23 protein-coding genes and 1 rRNA gene are annotated in these 23,803 nt (G+C 56.7%); 12 read left to right on the top strand and 12 right to left on the bottom strand.

Annotated elements, in window-relative coordinates:
- Positions 1-8: 8 nt before the first annotated feature.
- From Pyrde_RS01030 to Pyrde_RS01020, 3 genes are read right to left on the bottom strand one after another with little or no spacing between them, the layout of a single operon-like run.
- Positions 9-962 (bottom strand): AAA family ATPase, encoded by a 954-nt coding sequence (locus Pyrde_RS01030; protein WP_082419376.1) that lies wholly within the window; start codon positions 960-962, stop codon positions 9-11.
- A complete protein-coding gene (locus Pyrde_RS01025) occupies positions 940-2,310 on the bottom strand; it encodes a hypothetical protein (protein ID WP_055407456.1) in 1,371 nt (456 codons plus the stop codon). The genes Pyrde_RS01030 and Pyrde_RS01025 overlap by 23 nt, the downstream gene beginning before the upstream one ends.
- A complete protein-coding gene (locus tag Pyrde_RS01020) occupies positions 2,307-5,507 on the bottom strand; it encodes a DUF4129 domain-containing protein (RefSeq protein ID WP_055407454.1) in 3,201 nt (1,066 codons plus the stop codon). The genes Pyrde_RS01025 and Pyrde_RS01020 overlap by 4 nt, the downstream gene beginning before the upstream one ends.
- Positions 5,508-5,617: 110 nt before the next feature.
- Here Pyrde_RS01020 and Pyrde_RS01015 point away from each other — a divergent pair, with 110 nt between their 5' ends.
- The 3 genes from Pyrde_RS01015 (at position 5,618) to Pyrde_RS01005 (ending at position 8,041) form a co-directional block, all read left to right on the top strand.
- Positions 5,618-6,355, top strand: coding sequence for a hypothetical protein (locus tag Pyrde_RS01015; protein ID WP_055407452.1), 738 nt, complete (start codon positions 5,618-5,620; stop codon positions 6,353-6,355).
- A gap of 96 nt (positions 6,356-6,451) precedes the next feature.
- Positions 6,452-7,039, top strand: coding sequence for a hypothetical protein (locus tag Pyrde_RS01010; protein WP_156327976.1), 588 nt, complete (start codon positions 6,452-6,454; stop codon positions 7,037-7,039).
- A gap of 423 nt (positions 7,040-7,462) precedes the next feature.
- Positions 7,463-8,041 carry a GNAT family N-acetyltransferase gene (locus Pyrde_RS01005; protein WP_088171988.1) on the top strand — a complete coding sequence of 193 codons (579 nt, stop codon included), beginning with the start codon at positions 7,463-7,465 and terminating at the stop codon, positions 8,039-8,041.
- Between the two features lie 8 nt (positions 8,042-8,049).
- Here Pyrde_RS01005 and Pyrde_RS01000 read toward each other — a convergent pair whose 3' ends face one another.
- Both Pyrde_RS01000 and Pyrde_RS00995 read right to left on the bottom strand, forming a co-directional pair.
- Complete coding sequence (locus Pyrde_RS01000; protein ID WP_231656763.1) at positions 8,050-8,616, bottom strand: methyltransferase domain-containing protein; 567 nt, start codon at positions 8,614-8,616, stop codon at positions 8,050-8,052.
- A 346-nt stretch (positions 8,617-8,962) separates the two neighbouring features.
- Complete coding sequence (locus tag Pyrde_RS00995; protein WP_055407446.1) at positions 8,963-9,865, bottom strand: VIT1/CCC1 transporter family protein; 903 nt, start codon at positions 9,863-9,865, stop codon at positions 8,963-8,965.
- Between the two features lie 75 nt (positions 9,866-9,940).
- On the opposite strand from Pyrde_RS00995, the gene rrf reads away from it, so the two are divergent.
- Together rrf and Pyrde_RS00985 are read left to right on the top strand one after the other, a co-directional pair.
- Positions 9,941-10,060: ribosomal RNA gene (gene rrf / locus Pyrde_RS00990) — 5S ribosomal RNA — on the top strand.
- Between the two features lie 97 nt (positions 10,061-10,157).
- On the top strand, positions 10,158-10,907 hold the full coding sequence (locus tag Pyrde_RS00985) for a precorrin-2 dehydrogenase/sirohydrochlorin ferrochelatase family protein (RefSeq protein WP_143522186.1): 750 nt from the start codon (positions 10,158-10,160) through the stop codon (positions 10,905-10,907).
- Here Pyrde_RS00985 and Pyrde_RS00980 read toward each other — a convergent pair.
- Positions 10,904-11,470: a hypothetical protein gene (locus Pyrde_RS00980; protein ID WP_055407442.1), complete on the bottom strand. Its 567-nt coding sequence runs from the start codon at positions 11,468-11,470 to the stop codon at positions 10,904-10,906. The genes Pyrde_RS00985 and Pyrde_RS00980 overlap by 4 nt on opposite strands.
- A 365-nt stretch (positions 11,471-11,835) precedes the next feature.
- Between Pyrde_RS00980 and Pyrde_RS00975 the strand changes: the two genes are divergently transcribed.
- From Pyrde_RS00975 to Pyrde_RS00960, 4 genes are all read left to right on the top strand, one after another.
- Positions 11,836-13,254, top strand: coding sequence for an RsmB/NOP family class I SAM-dependent RNA methyltransferase (locus tag Pyrde_RS00975; protein ID WP_180385496.1), 1,419 nt, complete (start codon positions 11,836-11,838; stop codon positions 13,252-13,254).
- Between the two features lie 73 nt (positions 13,255-13,327).
- Complete coding sequence (locus Pyrde_RS00970) at positions 13,328-13,897, top strand: hypothetical protein (protein ID WP_143522185.1); 570 nt, start codon at positions 13,328-13,330, stop codon at positions 13,895-13,897.
- 8 nt (positions 13,898-13,905) lie between these two features.
- A complete protein-coding gene (locus tag Pyrde_RS00965; RefSeq protein ID WP_055407438.1) occupies positions 13,906-14,595 on the top strand; it encodes a hypothetical protein in 690 nt (229 codons plus the stop codon).
- Between the two features lie 83 nt (positions 14,596-14,678).
- Positions 14,679-14,993 (top strand): hypothetical protein, encoded by a 315-nt coding sequence (locus Pyrde_RS00960; RefSeq protein WP_055407436.1) that lies wholly within the window; start codon positions 14,679-14,681, stop codon positions 14,991-14,993.
- Here Pyrde_RS00960 and Pyrde_RS00955 read toward each other — a convergent pair.
- Together Pyrde_RS00955 and Pyrde_RS00950 are read right to left on the bottom strand one after the other, a co-directional pair.
- Complete coding sequence (locus Pyrde_RS00955) at positions 14,990-16,579, bottom strand: TrkH family potassium uptake protein (protein ID WP_055407434.1); 1,590 nt, start codon at positions 16,577-16,579, stop codon at positions 14,990-14,992. The two genes, Pyrde_RS00960 and Pyrde_RS00955, sit on opposite strands and share 4 nt — an antisense overlap.
- Positions 16,580-16,669: 90 nt before the next feature.
- The gene (locus Pyrde_RS00950; RefSeq protein ID WP_180385495.1) at positions 16,670-17,323 is read right to left on the bottom strand and encodes a cyclase family protein; all 654 of its coding nucleotides are present in this window, start codon (positions 17,321-17,323) and stop codon (positions 16,670-16,672) included.
- Between the two features lie 55 nt (positions 17,324-17,378).
- On the opposite strand from Pyrde_RS00950, the gene Pyrde_RS00945 reads away from it, so the two are divergent.
- On the top strand, positions 17,379-19,346 hold the full coding sequence (locus Pyrde_RS00945) for an alpha/beta hydrolase family protein (protein WP_055407430.1): 1,968 nt from the start codon (positions 17,379-17,381) through the stop codon (positions 19,344-19,346).
- A 29-nt stretch (positions 19,347-19,375) separates the two neighbouring features.
- Here Pyrde_RS00945 and Pyrde_RS00940 read toward each other — a convergent pair whose 3' ends face one another.
- The 3 genes from Pyrde_RS00940 to Pyrde_RS00930 all read right to left on the bottom strand — a co-directional run bounded on the left by Pyrde_RS00940 (position 19,376) and on the right by Pyrde_RS00930 (position 22,080).
- Positions 19,376-19,756 (bottom strand): iron-sulfur cluster assembly protein, encoded by a 381-nt coding sequence (locus tag Pyrde_RS00940; protein WP_055407428.1) that lies wholly within the window; start codon positions 19,754-19,756, stop codon positions 19,376-19,378.
- Positions 19,757-19,877: 121 nt separating this feature from the next.
- Entirely contained in the window at positions 19,878-20,384 is a 507-nt protein-coding gene (locus Pyrde_RS00935) for an archease (protein WP_082419375.1), read from the bottom strand.
- A gap of 241 nt (positions 20,385-20,625) precedes the next feature.
- Positions 20,626-22,080: an RtcB family protein gene (locus tag Pyrde_RS00930; protein WP_055407426.1), complete on the bottom strand. Its 1,455-nt coding sequence runs from the start codon at positions 22,078-22,080 to the stop codon at positions 20,626-20,628.
- A 191-nt stretch (positions 22,081-22,271) separates the two neighbouring features.
- Between Pyrde_RS00930 and Pyrde_RS00925 the strand changes: the two genes are divergently transcribed.
- Positions 22,272-22,880, top strand: coding sequence for a flavin reductase family protein (locus tag Pyrde_RS00925; RefSeq protein WP_055407424.1), 609 nt, complete (start codon positions 22,272-22,274; stop codon positions 22,878-22,880).
- 39 nt (positions 22,881-22,919) lie between these two features.
- Positions 22,920-23,189, top strand: coding sequence for a DUF504 domain-containing protein (locus tag Pyrde_RS00920; RefSeq protein ID WP_180385494.1), 270 nt, complete (start codon positions 22,920-22,922; stop codon positions 23,187-23,189).
- On the opposite strand, the gene thpR is transcribed toward Pyrde_RS00920, so the two are convergent.
- Positions 23,186-23,761, bottom strand: coding sequence for an RNA 2',3'-cyclic phosphodiesterase (gene thpR / locus Pyrde_RS00915; protein ID WP_082419374.1), 576 nt, complete (start codon positions 23,759-23,761; stop codon positions 23,186-23,188). The genes Pyrde_RS00920 and thpR overlap by 4 nt on opposite strands.
- Positions 23,762-23,803 lie beyond the last annotated feature (42 nt).

Here is a 23,803-nt window from a genome sequence, read left to right as displayed (position 1 = left end):
AGGCTTGACTAGGGAACGGGAACCGGCACCTTGGATAGTATTGTGTCCAATACATCTTCAGGACGGCGTCCCTCGGCCTCGGCTTCGGGCTTGAGTATAATCCTGTGTACTAGCACGTAACGCGCTGCAGTCTTCACATCATCGGGTATAACGTAGCTCCGGCCCTCCATGGCTGCAAGGGCACGCGCCACCTGCTGTAGTGCAATGGCTGCTCGAGGGCCTGCGCCGAGTCTCACGTCGGGATGGCGATGGGTCTCCTCTACTAGGTCTATGATGTAGTCTAGGACCGGATCACTGACCTCTACGCTCCATATGGCCTTTCGGGCTTCTACTACGTCTTCCCTGCTTGCTACTGGCTCGACCGGCCAGCTCTCGATAGTCTCGAGGCCGCGGAGTATCCTTCGCAGGACTTCTCTGCCAGGCATCGGGATGACTACTTTGACGAGGAACCTGTCTATCTGCGCCTCGGGTAGAGGAAATGTGCCCTCAAGCTCTATCGGGTTCTGGGTGGCTATGACGAGGAACGGCTCGGGGAGACTGAGGGTCTGCCCTTCTATGGTTACCTGCCGCTCCTGCATCGCTTCCAGCAATGCACTCTGGGTTCTAGGCGAGGCGCGGTTGATCTCGTCTGCAAGGAGTATATTGGTGAACACGGGGCCGCGGCGGAGCCGAAACTCGCCACTCCTCTGGTCATAGACCATCGTGCCGATTATGTCGCTAGGAAGGAGATCAGGAGTGAACTGTATCCTTTTGAACTCCAGCTTCATGCTGGAAGCGAGCGCCTTGGCTAGTGTTGTTTTCGCGACACCTGGGACACCCTCCAGGAGCACATGTCCTCCAGCCAGCAGAGCTGCGAGAATTATGCGTAGCTCCTCCTCTAACCCATAGACTACTTTTGATACCTCGCTGGTAACCCTCTCGGCTAGCCTAGCTATTGTACTAACGGGTGAAGCTGTACTCAATACTCCTTACCTCCGCTAGCCCTACGCCCATAGTTTCGAGTAGAGGCTCTACACGCTCAAGCACGTAGTATAGCCTACGCCTCCAGGAAAATACGAGCGGAAAGAGCCGTCTAGCTCTAATCTTAACATCGTAGAGCCGGTACAGCTCCTTGAGCCCCTCGAGAACCCGTTCATAGTCTATCCCGGCTCCACGTGTTACGCTCTCGAGGAGCCCAGGGTTCTCAAGCACCTCTCTCAACCCAGCACCGAGCCGTAGCCGTAGAGCCTCGTCAACCACTTCGTAGAGAGTTGCAAGCGCTTGACGAGCCTCCTCCCGTGTAAGCTTTACGCCTTTCTGTAGCTTCTCAAGCACGGGGGAGGCACCGAGTACCCGGGACGGTTCGGGCTGCTGTGGAGGCCTTTCCTCAACCCAGTCTTTACCTGTCATCTGTGCAAAAGCCATGTAGAGCACAGACATTACTCCTATAACCAGCACTGTTGCTGCAAGCGGATTCATCATCATTGACTCGATTACCATAGCCTCGAAGCCGGATAACCTCTCTACAGCCCGGAGAATAAGCATGCCAGGGTGTATGTAGGCTAAGAGGGGGATGCTAGGGTTTACGAGTTGATAGAAACCTAAAGGCATAAGAACGATAGCATTGTTGCCGCCTAGCTTCTCGACAAGCGTTACTGCTAGCTCCGCGTTACCCAGCCCCGTCTCATTAGCCGCCCCTAGTACCATGTTATTGAAAACGTGGCTATCCGGTATATAGACTACTCTTAAGCTACTATTCCATTCAAGTATTGCCGGGAATCCACGAGGATACAGCGTCACAGCTGTCTGTTGCCATTCTCCACCATTAGGTGTCGATGCGATATACGTGATTATGGATGCAGTATACATTGCGAATATCACGCCTTGATCCTGGTACAGTGCTAGCCATGGCTCATTCTGTGGCCCAGGTGAAAGCCCTATGGTAGGTGCACCTAGCATGCCTAGTAGATGTTGGGCACACGCGCCCTCGTCAGCCACTATTATACCTACGCGCAGTCCTATTGCTGCAAGTGCTTTGGCATTCTCTGCTACCTCCTTGACTACCTCAGCATTACAATCTGTAGGCCCTGCTATGAAGTAGACCACAGAGCCTTGCCAGTCTAGCGGCGGCTCGACATCATAGGAGACTTGGTAGCCTCTGTCCTCAAGGAGTCTAGCTAGTAGCGAGTGTCCTTGGGGTCCTGCATCGCCCGGCGAGCCGGCTCGCAACTCGGGCATAGAGCCTAGCTTGACCACCTTTGGAGCGGATAGTATAGCGGCTACGAGAGCTACTAGTGACAATCCTGCTAGAAACCCTTTGAGACCTATCACTTCCTGCCACCTAGCAGCTTCCTCTTCATACCACTCTTCGCATTATCCAGCGCTCCTATGACGCGTCTTATCTCGGATAGAATCCTCTGCAGAGTCTCCACGTCGCGACCGCTAACCGGCTCGTTACTGAACTTTGCCTTCTCGTAGACCATCGCCGCCGGGATGTAACGCGTCTTCTCCTCCACGGGCAGCTTCCCAGCATACTCGCGGTGCGTCTCGCTAACCGCTCGGGGCGCATAGACGGCCTCATAGAGGCGGAGGATCTGGCTAAACGCCTCCACTATTACTCTTCGTGCCTCCCGGGGCCTAGCGTCTCCAGCCACTGAGGATGCTAGACGGCGTTCTAGCCTTGCGAGCCTTACGCGGGCAACGAGAGCCATTATCTCCCGGTACCGGGTAGCCGCTAGTAGTGCTAGACCTGCAAGGAGTAGTGGTGCTGCTAGGAAGCCGAGCCCAGCTAAGCCTGGGAGGTTGCTAGGGAGACTAGGCGCTGGCGGGAGCTTGGGGAGGCTTGGAGACTGGTACACCGTAGCATTCGATGCCTGTGAGCCAGCAGTATAGCTGCCGGAGACTGGCAGCTCTACGGCCTCCTGGGCTGTACCTGCTACCGCTTGGGGCGTCTGGCCTCCAAGGACCTGGTAGAGCTGGGCTGCCAAGTCTCCAAGCCCTCTTATCTCTAAGATCCTTGCCACTTCTTCGCCGGCACCGCTCTCCTCGGCGAGAATCCTGATGGCCTCACGGAGCTGTTCTTCGCCGCCTCTACTAGCTATCGTCTCTATTATGTCTGCGACTTTCTCGGCCTCTCCACTTGTTACAGCTCTCTCTAGCTCGTTTAGAAGACTCTGCTGCCCAGTCGTGGCGAGGAGGTCGGTTAGCTGGCTCATCTCCCCTAGGTCTATCGACACTGTGCTGTTCTCTAGCCTGAGGCTAGCCGCCTTGGCCAGAATTTGGGCTACATCCCAGGAGCTTGTATCGTTTCGGAGAAGCTGGGCTAGCTGGAGTAGCTGCAGTACATCACTACCTGTTGTCTCCTCTAGCATCTGTTGTAGCTGCTGGCTAGCGGCTACCGCGGAGGCGTAGTCTCCTTCGCGTATGCTCTGGGCTATCTGGTCTAGCAGCTCCGCTATTGCTTCAGCCTGAGCCTGCCTAGCTGTATCGTTACCAGGCACCGTGCGGAGCATGTCAGCTAGGCTTTCTAGCTGTCGGGCGAGCTGCTCTATCTCGGGCGATGCCACCCCTATATCCGTGGCGTTAACGGGCGCGCTAGCCTCACTATTTGCTGTAGTATTGCTAGTCGTGCTAGGCTCTCCCTCCACAGTTGTTGTGTTCGTTATGGCCACATGCTGACCCTCTCCGGCGTCCCCAGCCGGCTTGGCCGGCGGCTGCATGGTAGTCAGGTAGCCCAGAGCCCAGGATAGTAGCGTATCCCCGCCGGGAGGCTGGCCTGGAGGCGGTAACTCGTAGCCATCGCGGAGCCAGGAGTACATGTGGACTATAGTCCAGGACACCACGCGTACGTCGGCATAGTCGAGAACGTAGCCCCCGTGGAGGGGCCGTATCGAGGCCGCTCGGGCGAGGGCTCCTAACTGCTCCAGTGACGTAGTATTACTCTTCACAATCTCTTCCATCACTCGGGCCGGGTCCAGCACTACTAGGACTGCGTCCCGGGGCGACTCGAAACCAGCCGCCTCGAGCAAGGCTAAAGCAGTAGAATTGTCCACGTTGACCACAAGGGGATTGAATCCTTCCTGTAGCCCTGCTACAGCAGCCGAGAACAGTATGTATGCTAGACGGGTCTCAGGAGGCCCCTCGGGCTCTACACTTGCTGCTTCCTCCAGCCTCCCCTCCCACGCGAGCTGGGATACCTTCGAGGCATAGCCGGCGAAGGCCTGGTCACCGTTCTGGCTAGCCTGGCGCTTGATGCCCTCGGCTAACAGCCACGGGTCGGGGGCCGTAAAGGGCTGGAAGAGGAGTAGGGCTATCAGCGGCTCGGGGGACCCGGTATCGGCGTAGCAGAGGCTCGCCGCCGCAGCAGCGACGCTCCACGCTGCTTGGGTCTCTGTTACGTCGGGGTCGAGGATGCTCCTCACAGCAGCCTCGAAAACTGTACAGTAGCTACTCCCGCTGGGCAACGACGGAATAGAGGCATTATGGGCCCGCATGACCGCTGCTAGCCCGGAGGGGCTAGCCACAAGCCTGCCCTGTATCCTGGCCAGGGCTGCGAGTAGGATGCTAGGCTCATGCCCTTCCCTTGCAGCAAGTGCGCCGGCTAGTCGGGCTGCGTCGAGGCCCCCTACTACTGGGGCCTCGGGTGGCTCTAGGCCCTCGGGGAGCGTGTAGAGGGGGAGGAGTCTGTCAACGTAGCCGCGGTACGCTGCGTCTAACAAGTTCACGGTGGCTGCATAGCATATGAGGTCGCCCGTCTCGAGCATATGGGCTGCTTTCGACAATACTTCTCCGGGGCCATAGGCGTAGGCCGCCCCTGCCACGGCAGCGAGGGCTGCAACCGCTGTGTCTGAGGGTATGACGTCTGTCGAGGCAAGCGAGTATACGAGGCAGAGGCCGCTGCGGCTAGTGGTATTCGTGGCTATGGTTGTCCAGAAGTCCTGGTCTGGGCGGCCAGCGAGCCCGACCAGGAGTAGGCCAGCGTAGGGGTCCGCACGGGCTATACTTGCTGCCCTTGTCGCTAGCTCGCTGCTCCCGGTGAGTCTGTACACTATCTCGTAGGCTAGCTGCATCGCAGTCTGGCTCATGGTGTCTGTGGGCAGGGAGGCGGGGAGGAGCCCAGCAGGTGTTGGGACAGAGAATGCTAGCAGGATGCTCCGGTAAACTAGACTGGAGCTACAGCCCGCGAAGGCGTCTATGTTCTCTCCCGCCGAGTACACGTAGTCTAACAATGTCTCCTTGACTAGCTGGGTCGTGACTCGACCCTGGGCCGCCTCCTCTAGAACCTTTGCTGTCCTAGCAGCTTTGTCCGAGAGCGGAGGCTGCGAGCATGAGGCTATATCCTGGTAGAGCTGGACTGCCTCACTATAGTTGATCGTGTTGTTGTAGAGCTGCTCGAGCAGTCTACGGAGTTGATCGGCTAGGTCTGTTGATGATTGTGCATGGGCCGGTAGAGCGGGGATGAGGACTGATAGCAGCACCAGTACAAGTAGTGTTAGTGCCGTAACGCGTCGGCTATCCCGAAGATGCATGGTTGTATGCCACGCCCCGTATATCGCTATCCGGTTGTAAGGCTCTAGAGTCTGTATCCCTCGACGACTAATGGAGTTGTAATCATAACGGTGAGGCTAATGGGCCTTAGATGCTGCTGCACTACGTCGTTACACCACGACCCCTAGATATAGGTGTCCCTGGCCAACATACACTACCATACGGGCCACCGGGTATGGCTGAGGAGCAGCTAGTCGCAGCAACCACAGCTGTACCGACACGTGTCCCCTATGCTGCAGGCGGCGACCTGGCCTACGGTGGGCGACTCCACGGGCTCATGGCTGGAGGGATCTTCGCAGGGAGAATCCAGCTCCGAGACGCCTGCCTCGCCGAAGCCGGCGGCCTGGTACTGCTATCGAAGTGCAGAAAAGGCACAGTAATGGCCGAGCTGTACTACCACGACTCAGACACGCTAGCAACCATAGCCTATAGACTTGAGCACCTCTTAGGCGCCCGACGCGAGACACTAGAGGCTATACACGGGGAAGCAGTGTTCCCCGTAGAGGCTCACACAGTTGAGGGTACGTCGACGCAACACCAGGCCAATTGGATACGTATGTTGCTCCTCCTACCCCCACTCGTACCTCCACCTATCCACCCGCTAGCAACCTATACTGTAGAGGCAACCGGGGTAGAGCCATGCATGGACGGGAGGCTATTCTGCCGAGGCAGCGGCTGCGAAGCTGCTGTAGCTGACGTCGTTGTGTCGACAGAGCGTCTCGAGGCATGGCTAAGCGAGCTAGGTGCAAGGCTCGTGCCACTCATAGCTAGGAGTCGGGCCACCGGGTTGCCATTATACGTACATGCCCCGCTTTTTCCGAACAGCTAGGACTCCATAGCAGCTATATACCAGTGTGCTGGTGTCTAGACTACCTGTACTAGCTGCTACCTACTTACATGGCATAGTGGTGTGTCTGATCAAATCTTGCATGATATAGATAGACTGGCACATGTCCTTCTTTCAGTGTTGTTGCTCCTACTCTTAGCAACAACGGTTTCTCATGCAACACCAGGCTGGGCCCAGCAAGGAAGGTACATCGAGTACCAGCTAGATCTCGGGCTTAGCGCGTACCACAACGGCCAGAAGGTGTATCTCGATGCCTCTGGCAAGGTAAGACTGGAAATCATAGAGACCGGTGATGAGAGTTTCCGAGTAAGAATAGCAAGCAAGATAACAAGCATCAAGGTAAAACCCGAAGAAGCGCGCCAACAACTAGCTAGCCTAGTAGAGAGCATGAAGGGCGAGCAGGTATTGGAGTATACGGCTAGGTATGATGACTGCTTCATACCGGGTGACGGTGGCGCCAACGAGGTTCCGCTCTACTGTCCACTAAGCAAGCTTAACGAGATGGCCAACAGCCTTGAGCGAAAAGGTGCAAGAGTAGAGAGGCTGGACAACGAGATACGCATCATGCTAGAGAGCGAGACCACATCCAGCATGGCCGTCTACGACGCTGCTACCGGGTTCCTAAAGAAGGTCGAGACCTCCATGGATCACATGGGGTCGAGATGAAAATCCAGTTGACAGTTCTAGATAGCAACATCATAGAGAGTTCAGGCAACCAAATAAACTACATTACGTTGACCACCATGGTGGCTATACCTATAGTAATAGCTATAGCAATATTGTCTAGGAAAAGACCGAGAATAGATCACTAAGCCCAATTCTTGCAATACATCGATGCGAAACAAGAGACATAGCTCAGCCCACGCCATTTATCAAGTTTTGGCTCACGTCTTTATCATCAAACTACAAATATTACAGTTAAACCCTCCATCCCAAAATTATCTTGAATCTCTAGCATCGTTTCCGATTCATCCTACTCATCGTGTCTTTATGGTCTAGGAGTTTCTCTCAGATGATACAACGATGGCTTGGCTTTAAATTAGGGCTTGGCTTGATATGCTATACGGTGTCTGGAGGAGAAGGAGCCCCTTGAATGGGCAAGAGAGGCTCGTGTGCAGCTTCGTGCCAGGTAACGCTACCCTCAAGGACGGAAGCACTGTCGGGATATCATCTCCCGGCGAGGATGCACGTGATCTGCTGCTTGGTCTCTTTCAGAAGCTTAGTCTCGATACCGTGTTGTTAAGGTTTCTGAGGCCTATCAAGTACTGGGAGCCAGTGGTCAACGACATACTATCCAATGCTAGGATAATAATAATAGGGCTCCGGGACGGAGAGGCTGTGGCCAGCGCTGAAGCGTATGATACCGGTATACGTGGTATAGCCGAGCTTGGCATAGTCGTCCGAGACGACCTCCAGGGCAAGGGGCTCGGCACAACGCTAACCGCGCTGTTAGCGCTTTGTCTGCTAGAGAAGGGGTACCATGCCCTTGAAGCCTACTTCGACCCCGGAAACATAGCAATGAGGAGAATTATGGTGGACAAGCTGGGCGGCCGTGTGATCGGCTATGGCAGGGACATGGTGTTCACGAGGCTAGATCTAGAGCCTAACCGTGAGCGCTTGCTCGCTGTTCTCCGGGAGCGTTACAAGTCAGTGAATAGAGAGCTGTAGCTATAGCCTTAGAGCTTGTAAGCGTAGATGCTCCGTGCTTCTATCTCTAGCCGCGCTGCTGCTAGCACGCCACTGTCGTCCTCGGCAGGATAGTCTAGGCTCAGGAGTGGAGCCCCCTGCCCTGCGAGGACGTCTAGGACGCGCTGTACAGCCCGGGGTAGCAGGTAGGCGTAGACCGCGTCTACCCGGCGGGGTCGGAAAACGGAGAGGTCGCCTATTACCACGTCCGCGTTGGGGCTGTTGGCGAGCTTCTCTGCTGCAGCTTTGGCTAGGTACTCGTCTAGCTCGAGACAGAGTGTGTAGAAGCCCCTCTTCGCCGCTCTCTCGGCTACTCTGCCGGCTCCACAACCGGGCTCGTAGTAGACTGGCTGCTGGCCTTCTCCTCTCGCACTACGACGACCATGAGCCATAGCGTCTAGGAGCTGTAGTATGGGCTCCACTATGTAGTCTTGCGTCGGGACGTAGGGCGAGAGGCTACCACCAACAGCTTCTATTGACTGGAAGGCCTCGTAGAGCAACTGTACTGTTTTCCCCAGCTCCCTCTCGTCTATACTGCCATGCTTCTCCCTGCTCATAGTACTAGCCCCACGCATCCTCCTCTCTAGCTGCCCAGCGTCCACCAGGAATACCAGGATATTCATAGGGTATGGTGCTACACTATTCATGTTCTAGTCTGGGCAGGTTCACACAAGGTACTCGACTATGATGCCTTCGTTGATAACCATTGCTCCGGCTGAGCCGGGATTAGGGGATGAATGCGAGAGAGGCCATCGGCTCTGCTTGGCCGGCTCTTCGCGGGTTATGTAGCGGGGAGCCGAGAGTTCTGACGGCGGATTAGATGGTGTCCCCCTGTATCCAACACGATTCTGCGGGTTACTTGGCCTGGAGAAACGGTGGAGTGGAGAAAAGGAGGGCCTGGAGCTATAGGATTGCTTCTACGCCTAGCAGGCTTCCAAGGAGTTTCCCGAAGGCGTAGCTGCCGAGCGCTGTGCCCAGCATTAGCCCCGTACTCTCGAGGAATTCTTTTAGGAATGGCTTATTCTGTACGACGACGCTGAAGTAGGTGAAGCCCGCTATTATGACCGTGGCTATGACTAGTGATACTGTGAACGCTTCGAACATAGTGTGGAGGAGGAAGTATGGCAGAGCAAGGAGTATCACAGAGATTATGTATGATACGCCGGTTACCCCCGCGCTTACGACTGGGCGTGTCTCGCGGCCATGCTTAGCCTGTAGGTAGGCTGCGCCAGCCATGGAGAGGGCCGCGGAGAAGCCCACCACTAGCCCTGCTACACCGGCGAGAATAGTGCTCGATGTAGCACCGAGGAAGCCTGCATGGACACCAGTTATCTCCACGATAGCGTCTGCGAGCCCCAGGGCTATGAACCCCATGTACTTTACACGCGTATCCTCGATACCGCTAAGCAGCGTTTCTTCATGCTCCTCTTCTTCGCGTATTATCTGCTCAAGCTCTCGGCGTAGCTGCTCATCGTGAATCCTGTTTAGGAACCTCTGATACTGCTCTATAGTCACCTCTTCGCCGCGCTCGAGGAGCCGGAGCGTGAACACTGGGCCCAGGAGCCGGTAGAGCAACATTATCCTCTTCATAGTCACTCCGTAGGGCCGGCAGCCGCTGCCCAATAGCCGGCTCCAGAACTTATAGTGCCTCAACTCTTGCTCTGCGAGCCTCCGGAGATGCTCCCGCCGCACGGGATCCTTTTCCTTCTCGGCGAGCCAGCTGTAGACATGGTATACCGTTATCTCCTCCCTGCAGAACTTCTCAGCGAGCCGTCTAGCGCTCTCGTCTAGCACGCCACCAGCCATAACAATCACCCGGAGACGAAGACATAGAGCCAGGAGAGCCGTTAAATAGCCCTGAGGCTGCTAGCTCCGGTACCTGGACCCGGCCATAGCGGTCGGGCAACACCCGGACTCGTGTCGAACCCGGAAGTTAAGCCGGCCGCGTTGGGGGAGGCTGTGGGGTCCGCGAGGCCCCGCAGCGCCCCCAAGCCGGGATCCGCCTACTCTCTCCTCTCCTCTTGTCTCGTCAAACTGTCCAGTTCTGTTACGGTATAGCTCTTAGAAGGGCTGGCTCCTCCCTGCATCTCGGGGCTTGGTGGCTGTGCGTGTCCCGCTATGGCTCGAGATGAGTGGTAGACGCGTCCTTGTCGTTGGCGGAGGCAGTGTCGGGACGCGGAGGGCGCTCTGGTTCCGGCAGGCTGGCGCCGCTGTGCGGGTTGTTGGGTTAAGCTTCTCCGAAGAGCTACGGAGACAGGCTGAGGAGGACGAGAGCCTGGAGCTCGTGGAGCTAGATGCGAGCGACACCGAGGCGCTCGGGCCCCACGTGGAGTGGGCCGACATAGTTGTCATAGCTACTGACAATCCTGGGGTTAACGAGGCCGTGTGGAGACTGGCCCGCGAACTCCGGCGCTGGGTCAACGATGCCACTGACGCGGAGAGAACTGAGATCGTTGTGCCCTATACACTTGAGCTCTACGGTGGCGGTCTCCGGGTGGCCGTCACTACTGAGGGCCGTACAGGGGTGGCAGCGCGGCACGCCCGTGACAAGATAAGAGAGTGTCTCGAGGGTGACCGGGGGCTCGAGACCCTCTACGAGGCTATGTGGAGGGTTAAGCCGGTTCTTAAGCGGCTCATACCCCGGGCTAAGGACCGTGTGCCGATATACTACCGGATAGACGAGGATCCAGAGTTCCGCGATGCTGTCGAAAGGGGCAGCCTCGAGGAGGCTCTGAGAGCCGCTGCTAGGGTGATAGCGCAGGAGGCCCAGAGGCTAGGCATAGACGCTAGCCCAGACGAGGTCTACCGGTTGCTGAAGTCTGTGGAGAAGCCCATATCGCCGCTCTAAGCCTTCTTCTTGCACGAGTACTTCTCCACTACGAGTCTACATGCCGGCAGCTCTATCTCCTCGTCCACATAGATCACTATGTCGGGTTTGCCGTTGCCACATAGGTACTTCTTTGCAGCTGTATTTACTAGCCAGCGTACATGATATCCCGCGGCTTCGAGAACACCTGCTACTACTCCTATGAATACAGCTTTCGCTGCCGGGTGTTTCCTCACCGTGTCGAGGTAGTAGCATTCCCTCGTTTCTAGGATGCACTTGTCGTTGCTGCATTCTACGCTGCCAAATACTTGAAATGGGTGGCGGGGTGGTTGTCCTTCCTGCCTTACAAATATTCCCAGAAGCTCTTCTAGACTGAACTGCGATGGATCAACATTGAGTGTCTTAATGAACGTCTGGAAACCCTCCCGAGCGCCCATCTCCAAAAGCCTGGCCACTATAACGGAGCCCTCGCGCACGCCTAGCAGCTCCTCTATCATACGTGGTAACTGATTCACCAGCACCTGGCTACTCATCACGGATAAGCCGTGCACTACTGCATCCATATGCTCGAGTAGATGCGCCATATAACTGCACCCGGAAGCCTTCTACCGCCTAGATGACGGTAACCGTAAATTTTTGGTCTCCTAGTTCCACACATAAAAGTTTTTACGTTGATTAGTATTATGTACAAAACTATCATACCTTACACTACATCATTAATTAATACTATTACTAAATATTTACTGCTAATACTAACCTGTTGGTTACAGACTTGAGGTAATATTAAGATGGTACACTTGGGCCTAGGACTAGTGTAGAGTATACTAGGAGCACTGCATAGAGCCCTAGGGTATGTAAGCCGCGGTCTCTCCGCACAGGTGTCACCAAATAGGGCCTCATGTCGGGACTGATGACCGTGGCTGCCAGGTTGAGGCGAGGTTGACGTGCCATGACTGCCGAACAGAGGCTTGATGAGCTTGCACAACAGGTCTGGGAGGTTGTGGAGGCTGAGAGGGCTGGGAAGCCTAAGCTGTCTATACCGGCTCGGGGGCTTAGGATACTAGTTGAGACTGTGAAGGCTGCGGAAGAGTTTAAGCCGAGCCAGCATGCTAAACGTGTAGTATTCAAGAGGCATGGTATCCTCGGTACCGGGCTTGACCGGCTCCTCACCTCCGTGTTCTACGATACTATGAAGAGGATGGGGCTGCTCGATCGTGTTGCGCGAGAGCTGACGGGTGTAGAGTCGCCACTCATACTCGACCCATGGCTGCGTGCTGCCCTCCGCGTCGCAGCTGATATTGTGTTGTTCCACAGGCCCGACAAGGCTACGTTGAACGCGTTGAAATGGGGTATCGCTGACTATCTATCTGCAATAACGCATCCTTATGTGGGCATGTACTACTGGAGAGTCTTTGATAAGTTGCTAGACTATCGGCCGCGCCCCCGCAGCATCGAGGAAGCGTTGGAGTGGCGGTATCTTCTCCCTGCCTGGTTCATACAGCGTATGAGGAGGCTACTAGGGCCCGAGGAGGCCGAAGAGCTGTTCAAGGCTCTCAACAAGAAGCCCTTGATAAGCGTCAGGGTTAACACGCTTAAGGCCAGCGTAGAGGAGGTTGTCAAGGCTCTCCGGCGCGAGGGCAAGAAGCCTGTGGTCAGTAAGCGTGTACCGGTAGTAGTGAAGTTCCAGGGGCCCTACGACTTCGATAATAGTCCGCTTTATCGGGGCGGCAAGATGGTGATCCAGGAGGAGGCTAGTGCGGCTGCCTCACTCATATTGGCGCCAGAACCCGGGATGACTGTGGTTGATCTCGCCGCTGCGCCTGGCGGGAAGACTAGCCACATGGCCGAGCTTATGAAGAATCGTGGCCGGATATACGCGTTTGATATTGACGAGAAGCGTATAGAGCGGATGAGAATGATACTCCGCCGCATGGGGATAACAATCGTGAAGATATTCAAGATGGATGCTAGGAGGGCGCCTCGTGTACTAGGGGAAGAAGTAGCCGACCGGGTTATGCTGGATGCACCGTGTACCAGCACTGGCACTATAGCTAAGAACCCGGAGCTGCGGTGGAGGATACGGGAGGACGGGCTCGACGAGATAGTGAAGCTACAGCGGGAGATGCTGGAGGCCGCTGCAAGGCTTGTCAAGCCCGGTGGCCGGCTCCTCTATACCACGTGCAGCCTCCTGCCTGAGGAGAACGAGGAAAACATCAAGTGGTTTCTCGAACGTCATCCCGAGTTCCGGTTAGTACCGATTCGAGGCCCCTACGACGAGTCGCCACTGCTGCCTGGCACTATGAGGGCATGGCCGCACCGGCATGACACTATAGGCTTCTTCTACGCACTTCTAGAGAAGAGGGGGTAACGTGTACACCGGGATTGTAGGGCGTATTGTATTCTAGGATCCTATGCCCCGTGTATATGCGGAGAGCTTGGCCGTGACGCTGACACTCTCCGCAAGGGCTCCTATGGTAATAGCTGCTGGCGCTCTACTACTAGCAGCTGCTAGCCTTCTGTTAGGCAAAAGTCCCGCTGGCTCCGTGGCTGGCCTAGCAGCCGGGATTACCGGCGGACTCCTCGTCAGCCTGGGTTTCGCGACTGCCAGCATGCAGCTCCGAAGAGCTGGACTGGGCTTAGGTGCTGTAGGAGCTCTGGCAGCTTCTCTTGCCGGGTTCATAGCAGTGGTAGCCGGGGCATTAGTCTTCGCGAGCGCCCTCATAGACGCTAATCAGTTAGTTGACCTGGCCATGATGCTACTCATGAGTGCCTGGATTACCGGGTCCATAGGGTTAATAGTCTACGGCTATGCGCTTTATCAGCGGAATAGTTCTCCCTCCAGCCAGCTCTACTTCGCGTCTGCTCTACTGTTGCTTGCTGCACCGTTGATAGGTGGTCCCACGCCTGCCTTTACAGTACTAGCTATTGCTGGAGCTACTGAATTCAAGCCTAGAGCGCGGAAAACGGGCGAGCCGGGTACCGTGGGTAACAGCGACGAGAAAGGAGGCTAGCCGGAGCATTGCTTCTCGCAGCCATAGTGTCCCGCGGTAGTGTTGATGGCCTACTAGATGTTCTTCGCTACGCCCCCAATGAGTCCCTTACATTGCTAGCCTATCGTGAGAGAGGCCGTTCCGGCTATTGGAGTCTTCAATACCGCGAGGTTGTCGAGCTAAGTGAGGCTATTGACGCTGCAGCATGGCTTGCAGGAGGTAGTCTAGGAGTTTATGTGCTAGGCGGCGGGATCTGTAACTTCTTCACCGGGTTTATGCCGAGTGGGGCACCGGCAAAGTTTATGACGTGTAGCCTCCGGAGACTCGGCCGCCAAGCAGTGTTGACTGGTAATCCACCAACACCTGCGAGAAGCGATAGCCATGCAGTACTGTACTCGTATTCCAGTCGCTTGATACGCGAAGGCGCTGGGCCCGAGAGACTCGCAGCAAAGATAGCCGAGAGGGCTGGCGGTGGAGCCGGGCTTGTGCTAGCACTAGTATCTAGGAGCCGTACCCCCGCACCTGTAGCAGCTATAGCGGTCTCAGGGAGGCTGAGGCTATGCACGGGGTACAGAGACGGCTCAGCTATAGCAGCTGCGGCGTTACCCCGAGATCCTCCGGGGTGGAGTTGTAGAGAACGTATCGTAGTATCCCTTTATCCTGCGGGTGGCGTAGCCCGGATCGAAGTAAGGAGCCTGGATAATGTACTATACGGTTAGAGTGGTACGTGTGTTCGGTGTTACTAGCCCTACGCGGTTCTAGCCCAGAGCTTCTCCACACATCTTAGCTCGGGGTTGTAGCCGTGGATGCTAGCCGCGAGAGGCTACGCGCTATACTCGAGGTGATAGTGTCCAAAGACGTAGTATCCCCTGGCGACGCTGTAGTTGAGACCGGGCTGCCACGCTACCTTGTGCTGGCTGCGTTCCAGTGCCTTGAGGCCCTTGGGGTTATAGAGCCAGTATTCGTAAAGGGTAGCTATAAGGTGTACAGCGCTACTATATATGCCAGGAAGCTGCTAGAGGCGCTGAAGTCTGGTGCCGAGAGGCCATTGCTAGCGATAGTCTCACCACCACATGGCATAGCCGAGCAACACGAGATCGCAACGAGCGAGACCTAAGCATGCAGGCTTGGACCCAAGTACGTTCTCCGTTCCTTGAATCTCAGCATGCCTGGTTTTCTGCGCTCCTCTATCCGTACTCGTTTTGTCATCTTAGCTGCTGCTGCTAGTGTATAGAGAAAGCCTGCTATCTCAAGCCGGCCTAAGGTCATAAGCACCATTAGTACCGCTTTTACCTGCCATGTAGCTGCTGCGCTCGTTATACCCACGCTTAGGCCCACAGTACCTAGAGCGCTCGCCGCCTCGAAGGCCGCGTCTGCAAGACTACAGCCAGGTATAAGCAGCATTAGTGCAAGTGTACCACCCATGTGCGTCAACGTGAATAGAGTTACTATGGTCATTACGCGTCTCAGCTCAGACTCTGTAATGGCGTAGCCTCCAACCCTTCTCACTGTTATACGGCCCGTGCCATACACGGTCTCCGTGACCATCCAGACAATGTTCTTAGCAAGAACCATTAACCGGTACTGCTTTATGCCGCCGGTTGTCGAGAACGCCGAACCACCTATGAGCATCAGGGGTACTAGGAACGCTTTCCAAGCCTCAGGAGCCTTCGAGAGGTCGCTTATACCGAATCCCGTGCCCGAGAGAGCTGTAACTACGTCGAAAGCCGCCTCGCGTAGCGGGTGATACAATGTCCACCCGGTGATGTAGAGTATCGCTGTACCCACGAATATGGAGAGCAATGCGACAGCAATGAAGGATTCTATTTCGCGGCTAAACCTACGAGGAATACCTTTCACTAGCGCGTAGAGGTCAGCGAAGTTAGCCGCACCAAGAGCCATTACTATTATTGCCGCAGCTTCTACTATCACTGAATTATAGAAGCCTACGCTCTCGCTATGTGTGCTAAACCCTCCAGTCGCTATACCCGTCATAGAGTGGTAGACGGCATCAGCAGGCGTCATACCAGCTATGTAGAGGAGTATAGCGCCGGTTATCGTTAGGAACAGATAGAGCGCCATGAGGGCCTGGATGCTCTTAGCTATGCTTGGTTCTAGTCTTTCGAATCGGCCTTCGGCGAAGCCTACTAGGTGTGCTGGGAGCCCGCCTAGCCGGGCAAACACGTAGAACATCACCACAATGCCGAAGCCGCCAAGCCACTCTGTTACGGCGCGCCACCATAGGATACTGAGCGGCAGCTCCTCTACTGAGGGTATGTATACGTTGTAGTCAGGATCCACCGCGCCATTAAACACGCTGAGACCAGTAGTAGTAAAGCCACTAACAGACTCAAACCATGCATCTATCAAGGGAACCCCTAGAGCGTACGAGACTGGTATAGCTGATAGAAGCGGCGTTGTGAGCCAACTGAAGCCGACGAGTATGAGTGTCTCCTCCTTAGATAGACTGCGGGATGGCTGGAGTATGGTCATCCAGGCTACCGAGGATGCTAGGTATATAATTGCCCAGAGCATGAGTTCTATGGAGTATATGTGGTCTCCCTCAATGAAGCCGATAGTGGCTGAGAGCAGGTGGGATATCCCTGCAGCAGCTACGGGGAGCGATATGTAGCGTATCAGAGGCGGGACACGTAGGACCAACTGTCTCCCCGCCTCGACGCTCCTGGCTTCTTGGCGCGACATCCCCGCTGCCACCGCTTCATGCTAGCGCTAGCTCTGGAGTATCCGGGCCGTCGTCGCCCCTGCTGGACACATGCTAGGTGTGTAGAGGGGTTATACTTGCTCTCCCCTAAGCCATTTGCCGAGCCGGCCGCCGTCCAGTAGTGCGTAGACGCGAGCAGGAGCGCCACTACCTCCTTTGACGAGGAGAGGGGCTACCACGATTGTCACTATTTCACCGTCAAGCATGCTAGGTATGTTGAGATTCTCTATTATCAACATATTGCTGGAGAGGAGTACCCGGTGTACGTTGTAGGGCGGGCCATCTGGGCTAGCAGCGTCTACTCCTAGCCCGGCAAGCTTCATCCTAACCATCCACTCTGCAGCATCAATGGATATGCTGCGGCAGCCTCCGCCGATGCGTAGTAGGAGGTACCAGCCATTCTGGGGCAGAGGGAGCCGGCGGAGCCGGAGAGCAGCTATGATCTCCCGGCTAGTGACCGGGCCACAGGCGTTAGAGAGGTCCATTACTACTGCTGGCGCTACTAGCCTGGCCGGCTCGAGCATGTCGATAGTGGCTCCTCCCTGTATCATGTGGGCTGGTGCGTCCACGTGTGTCCCGACGTGTTCGTGTACGTGTAAGAGGCGATTGTAGTAACCGTCTTTCTCGATATCTGCTATAGCTTCTATTCTCACAGGCGGGTCGCCAGGATACACTCTTGTCTCAGGGCTTAACGGACGTGTGAGGTCTACTATGCGGAGCCGCACGATTCTTTTCACCACATATACTAGGAGCATTCCTGGGCTGTGGAGAGGAACCGGCATGCCTGGTGCTGAAAAGCTTGGCCCAGATAGTCTTGATGGCCTTGTTCTAGTCTCGAATCCTGCCGTGACTCCAGATGGCCGCTACATTCTCTACACAGCTGCCCGTGTGAGTCTCGCCACAGACAGCTATGAGTCGAGCATACTGGCCGTGAAGGTCGATAGCGGCGAGCAAATTGTGCTCCAGAGCGGGCCTCGGGACTCGTGTCCCGTACCGAGCCCTGACGGCCGGCGCTACGTCTTCGCTAGGAAGGTTGAGCAGAGGGATAGGAGAGGGAATAAGCTGCCGGGTATAGAGCTACGGCTAGCTAGCCTTGATGCACCTGGTGCTAGCCAACTAATCGCCAGGGTCGAAGGCATAGTCTCGCTCTCCTGGAGTCCAGATAGCAGAAGATTGGCCGCAGCATCGCCCATGGGGAGGCCGGACGAGGACGTCAAGGAGATAGAGACGCTGCCGGTCTGGTTTAACGGTAAGGGCTTCGTCTACAAAACCCGTATAGAGCCCTTCATAATAGATGTGGACTCCGGCATAATGGAGAGGATAGAGCTTGGCCTTAACTGGCTCCAGGTCAGCGACGTAGCCTGGAGCCCTGACGGTAAGAAAATAGCCATAAGCGTCGCAGCCGACATGCTGCGACCATACCTGCTCGACGTCTACGTCTACGACGTGGAGAACGGAGAGGCACATGTAGTCGCTCAAGGTCTACGGGGCTACGGAGAGTTAGCCTGGAGCCCCGACAGTAAACTGCTAGCTTACCTAGGACACCGGGGCGAGAGGGGCTTCTCTAGCCACCAGAAGATAATGCTGCTAAACCCTGAGACTGGCGGGCTCGAGTGCCTCACTTGTAGCCTCGACCGTAACGCCGTGAACACAGTAAACAGTGATGTCAGGTTCCGTAGCTGCCTCAAGAAGCTACAGTGGACCATACGCGGCATATACTTCCTCGTGAGTGACTCTGGGCGTGTTATTCTATACCGTGTCCAGCCCGGCATGGAGCCGGAGCCCGTACTAGACCCTGGCGAGGCTGTTGTCGACGAGTTCTCAGCCAGTCGCGACGGCTCCATAATAGCCTATACTCTAATGACTCCCGTGGATCCCAAGGAGCTGTACCTCTACCGGGGCATGGAGGCCCGGAGGCTCACACGGCATACCGAGGCCTGGAAGAGGCGCTACAAGCTAGCCCAGCCAAGGAGGTTTAGCTTCAGAGCTAGCGACGGCGCCACTGTGGAGGGCTGGGTGCTCCCACCGCCGGAGGGGGTAGAGCAGCGCGGCTGGGTACTCTATATCCACGGCGGCCCCAAGACTATGTGGGGCTACGGGTTCATGCACGAGTTCCACGTGTTATCCAACGCTGGCTACACGGTGGTATACGTTAACCCCCGAGGCAGCGACGGCTATAGCGAGGACTTCGCCGATATACGCTGCCGCTACGGCGAGCGCGACTACATGGACCTCATGGAGGCTGTAGACTACGTTGTGAAGCAGCTCGGTCTCCCCAAGAGCCGCGCAGCCGTGATGGGCGGGAGCTACGGCGGCTTCATGACCAACTGGGTGATAGGACACACGAGCTTCTTCCGCGCAGCCGTGACGATGAGGGGTATATCTAACTGGATAAGCATGTACGGCACCACGGACATCGGCTGGTACTTTGTCGAGGACCAGCTCTGCTGCACCCCGTGGAGGAGGAGCGACCTCTGCTGGGAGAAGAGCCCACTCCGCTACGCCGACCGCATAGAGACACCTACACTGATAATCCACTCTAACGAGGACTATCGTTGCTGGCTCGACCAGGCACTACAGCTCTACACTGCGCTGAAGCTCCGTGGCGTCGAAACAAAGCTAGCGATATTCCCGGGCGAGAACCACGATCTCTCCCGTAGCGGTAAGCCCAGGCACCGGGTGAAGAGGCTACAGCTCATACTTGACTGGTTAAACAAGCACATACCCGGCGCGAGGAACGAGGACTAAGAACCCTCCTCCATTACACCTTTGTCTTTCTATGCGTCAAGCTCGGCGCCCGTAGCTCCATCGACCAGTACTATCTTATCGAACCCTCTAGCAGCTAGTGCACGCCTCGTGTCACGTATAATCTTTGTCCACGCAACACTGCTTATGAAGCGGCAGAAGCTGCAGCCAGGATTACTCCTACTATATCCCAGCACAACCATGATCGACTTACCGTCGAGCCCGACGCGTATCCTCTCGACGAGCCCCGCGGAGATTATGTCTACATCGTAGCCCGGGAGCACCACGCTACGAAGTGCTTCCTCAGCCTCCCGCAGCCTATCTGCTAAGGGTCCTTCAGCACCACCTTGGCCCTCAAGGCCGGGTCGACGCACTACGAGGCCTCGTAGTAGGCTAGTAAGCAAGCCCACCACAGACCCACCAAAAAGCCCTAGCACTGTCTACAGAATATTAGTCCTCCACCGGCTAGACCGGTAGGAGGTGTAAATGACCCCACAGTAGATAGAGGGCGGGAAGCCGCAGATCTCGCCGCAGCTATATGTCGACAACGAACTGTACTCTCCAGCAGCCATTCTCCTTTACAATCTCCATCATAGCATAGGTCATAGCCTTAACTATGGTACGGTGCGGGTGCTTCTCCTCGTTGAAGGGCTCGCCCCAGGCTCGGCCCTTTAGACGGTACTCGGCCTCCTCGCCCTCGCCAATCCGCTCTATACGCTCCACCTTGAACTTTGAGAACACGAGGCCCTCACTATCAGTGTAGTAGAGGAGGTCCTCTATCCACCGGTAGAGGAGCTGGTAGAGGTCGACACCGCTAGTCTCTATTACCCGTTCCTCGCGGGGCTCGACCTTACTCGTATCGGTTATAACCTCGTAGACGCCGCGCGCCGCTTGCTCGAACGCCTCCTCAAGACTACGGCCACGGGCGACTATGATTATGTCCGCTGTATGGGGCGCATGAGCGAAGCCGGGGCACTTTAGCTGGGCTAGCACTTCGCGTAGACCCTTCTCGATGTCCTCGAAGGGGCCCTCACCGCTCATTCCTCTCCAGCCTCCTCCCCGAGAGGCTTCTACCTAGGTGTCTACCGACTGATAGGGGTTCCCTTGCTGGCAGAGACACCAGAAGTAGCATACGTCACGCAACAACTCTGGCCCGGGGGCCTCGCAGGCTTGTAGCTGAGAGAGTCGTAGCCGGGATAACCTAGGGACATGGGGAGAAGGTGGACAGCTTGGATGCCACGCGTAAAAACATTTTGATGAAGACAAAGGCTTGGGCACGAGGTTAGCCCTTTGTCACGGCTATGGGGCGTAGCCTTACGACCATCTTGGCTATGCCTACCTTGTGGGCTACGAGGGCTACACGGTCTACGTCCTTGTAGGCCTGTGGCATCTCCTCTACGACTGTGGCACGGCTGCTAGCGCGTATCAGTATACCCTTCTGCTCTAGCTCCCTTATGACCTCGTGGTAGCTCCTGCTCCTCTTGGCCGCTGCGCGGCTCATCCAGCGGCCTGCGCCGTGGGGCGCTGTGTACCAGGCACGGGCGCCAGTGGGGACACCTACCAGTATGTAGCTCGCAGTACCCATGCTGCCGGGTATGAGCACGGGCTGGCCTATCGCCTGGTAGTCCTTGGGTATCTCTGGGTGGCCTGGTGGGAAGGCCCTAGTGGCGCCCTTGCGGTGTACTATGAGCTTCATCCTCTTGCCGTCTACGTCGTGCTCCTCTATCTTGGCTATATTGTGGGCTACGTCGTAGACTATCTTCATGTCGAGCTGGTCTGGGTCGCGGTGGAATACGCGCTGGAAGCTCTCGCGGGTCCAGTAGGTTATGAGCTGCCTGTTGGTCCAGGCAAAGTTGGCCGCTGCTGCCATTGCGCGGAGGTAGTCCTGAGCCTCGCGGGTGCTGTAGGGCACGCTGGCTAGCTCGCGGTCTGGCGGCCTTATACCATACTTCCTCATGGCACGCTCCATTATCATGAGGTAGTCGCTTGCGACCTGGTGGCCTAGGCCACGGCTGCCGGTATGCACCATGACCATTATCTGGCCTTCATGGGTTATACCCATCGCCTTGGCTATCTCTGGGTCGTATATCTTGTCGACTACCTGTACCTCTAGGAAGTGGTTACCGCTGCCCAGGGTGCCTAGCTGTTCAGCGCCACGCCTCTTAGCGCGCTGGCTCACCTTGCTAGCGTCTGCTAGGCTCCAGCTACCCCGCTCCTCGATGTGCTCCGGGTCGTCGGCCCAGCCGTAGCCCTTCTGTACCGCCCACTCGACACCCTCGTTTAGTACACGGTCTAGCTCTTGTACACTGAGGCGTATCTTGCCAGTGCTGCCGAGGCCGCTTGGTATGTTGCGGAATAGCTCCTCTATGAGCTCGCGTAGCTTAGGCTTCACATCCTTTATGTCGAGGTTGGTACGTATGACGCGTACACCACAGTTGATATCGTAACCGACACCGCCGGGGCTTATCACACCGTCTTCGTCTATAGCCATGGCTGCTACGCCGCCGATCGGGAATCCGTAGCCCTGGTGTCCGTCGGGCATCACAATGCTGTACTTCTGTATACCCTGGAGGCAGGCTACGTTAGCAGCCTGTACTAGCGTGAGGTCGCCCTTCATTTTCTCGAGCAGGAAGTCATCGGCGAAGATTATCGATGGGACCCTCATGCAGGGCTTAGCGCCCTTAGGTATCATCCACTCATAGTCGCTAACCCTCTTCAAGGGTATCCTCGCGCTCATACGTGTTTACACCTCGCGTCCTCGCTCTAGGCCGAGTGGTTTCCCCCAGGGGCCACTACCACCGTGAACCCCCAATTATAGCGTACGTCCCGGACACTCTACCCAGCCGACACACGCCACAGACGACTGGGCAACCCGTGTAGGAGCTAGTATAGGGCGCCGAATCTAGGAACACACTCGGTGTCTGCGCCGTGGCAGGAGTCCCCGAAGGCTACGTGGACGCCGGTGAGCGGTGGCCACGTGTCCTAGCACCCCGGCCAGCCTACGTGCTCGTAGCCGAGGCCCGGGGCCGGGTAAACTTCATGTCAGCGTCCTGGGTGATGCCCTTCAGCGAGGAGCCGCCACGGATAGTCGCCGCCCTCGACAGGGAGGCCTACACCCCGGAGCTGATAATAGAGTCTGGCGTATTCACCGTCAACGTGTTCACTGTGGACGAGGTAGACTTCGTCTACGCTGCCGGCACGACCAGCGGCAGGGAGGTCGACAAGCTGAGGCTCCTCGGCGCCGAGGTCGCCCGCGACACGGTCACGGGGGCCCCTAGGCTAGTCAAGCCCCGGCCAGTGGGCGTTGTCGAGGCCCGTGTCTACAGGGTTCTCAGCGACCTAGCAGATGACGTCCACCTAATAGTGGCCGATGTGGCAGCAGCCTACGCTGACGCGGAGCTCTACAATCCCCGTTACGGCTGGGAGCTACGCAAGGCCCGGATACTCCTCCACAGCACCGGCCGCGCCTTCACCACCAACAGCGGCATATACACCCCGAAGAGGACACCAAGAGCTAGAAGCGACCTCAACGTGTAGAGCAGCCCCGGCAGGCCGCGCGGAAGGGTGTACACACTGTTGCCTGGACGACGTGGAGAGATACACGAGGCTGTGGCAAGGTTTTTCCACACATCATCCACAGGCTACATCGTGATAGCCGAGCGTGGTACAGCAACCGGGGTCAAGAGGATACCCCGGGAGCGCATAGCCAGGGTGACCCGGAGCCACCTAGTGCTAGAAGACGGCACAGTTATACCACTACACCGGGTCATAGCCATCGAGGACGGGGAAGGCGGCACCATCTGGCAGCGCTACAAGAGCAGCAAGGACGGGGAAAGGGAGGCCTAGGACTCAGAGGCCTTCACCTCGCGCAGTGTCCGGTATATCGGACCCCTCGGCGTCAATATGCTCTGCTTGAGCCTGACACTCTCCAGCACTATCTCACCAACCTCCACGTCCTCCATCTCCCGCAGCAGCTTCACCACACGGTCAAGGTTCCGCGACCCCTTGAGCCGTGCAAGCGTCACATGGGGCACGAACTGCTCGCGCTCCGGCCGGAACCCTAGCCGCCGTAGCCCCCTCTCGATCTCCCTATAGAGGCGCTCGAGCTCCTCAGCGCCATCAGACACGCCCACCCATATCACGCGGGGCCGCGCTGGGCTCGGGAACGCGCCCACCCCGCGAAGCCTTATCACCACGCGGCGGGGAGTAGACGCGGCAATCACACGCTCAATCTCGTCCACGAGGCTCAACGGTATATTCCCAAGGAACCGGAGCGTGATATGCAGGTTCTGGTCCTCAACAGGCTTCATAGGAGCACCCGTAGCCACAAACGCGTCACGTATCTGCACCAGCCGCGAAACCACCCGTGGATCCTCAATATCGACCGCTATGAAGGCGCGTATACGCTCGACACTCAAGCCAGACCCGCACCCAGGAGCCACCAGGGGCCCAGGGAAACC

This window comes from Pyrodictium delaneyi (assembly GCF_001412615.1).
In the GTDB taxonomy this organism is placed as follows: Archaea; Thermoproteota; Thermoprotei_A; order Sulfolobales; family Pyrodictiaceae; genus Pyrodictium; species Pyrodictium delaneyi.
Note: the sequence above shows the minus strand (reverse complement) of the source record. Positions and strands in the feature narration are given on the sequence as shown.

Coding starts and splice junctions, on each gene's coding strand:
- Pyrde_RS01020 (WP_055407454.1), bottom strand. CDS start 5,507: ATGCATCTTCGGGATAGCCGACGCGTTACGGCACTAACACTACTTGTA.
- Pyrde_RS01015 (WP_055407452.1), top strand. CDS start 5,618: ATGCTGCTGCACTACGTCGTTACACCACGACCCCTAGATATAGGTGTC.
- Pyrde_RS01000 (WP_231656763.1), bottom strand. CDS start 8,616: ATGAGCAGGGAGAAGCATGGCAGTATAGACGAGAGGGAGCTGGGGAAA.
- Pyrde_RS00995 (WP_055407446.1), bottom strand. CDS start 9,865: ATGGCTGGTGGCGTGCTAGACGAGAGCGCTAGACGGCTCGCTGAGAAG.
- Pyrde_RS00980 (WP_055407442.1), bottom strand. CDS start 11,470: ATGGCGCATCTACTCGAGCATATGGATGCAGTAGTGCACGGCTTATCC.
- Pyrde_RS00975 (WP_180385496.1), top strand. CDS start 11,836: ATGACTGCCGAACAGAGGCTTGATGAGCTTGCACAACAGGTCTGGGAG.
- Pyrde_RS00955 (WP_055407434.1), bottom strand. CDS start 16,579: ATGTCGCGCCAAGAAGCCAGGAGCGTCGAGGCGGGGAGACAGTTGGTC.
- Pyrde_RS00945 (WP_055407430.1), top strand. CDS start 17,379: ATGCCTGGTGCTGAAAAGCTTGGCCCAGATAGTCTTGATGGCCTTGTT.
- Pyrde_RS00935 (WP_082419375.1), bottom strand. CDS start 20,384: ATGAGCGGTGAGGGCCCCTTCGAGGACATCGAGAAGGGTCTACGCGAA.
- Pyrde_RS00930 (WP_055407426.1), bottom strand. CDS start 22,080: ATGAGCGCGAGGATACCCTTGAAGAGGGTTAGCGACTATGAGTGGATG.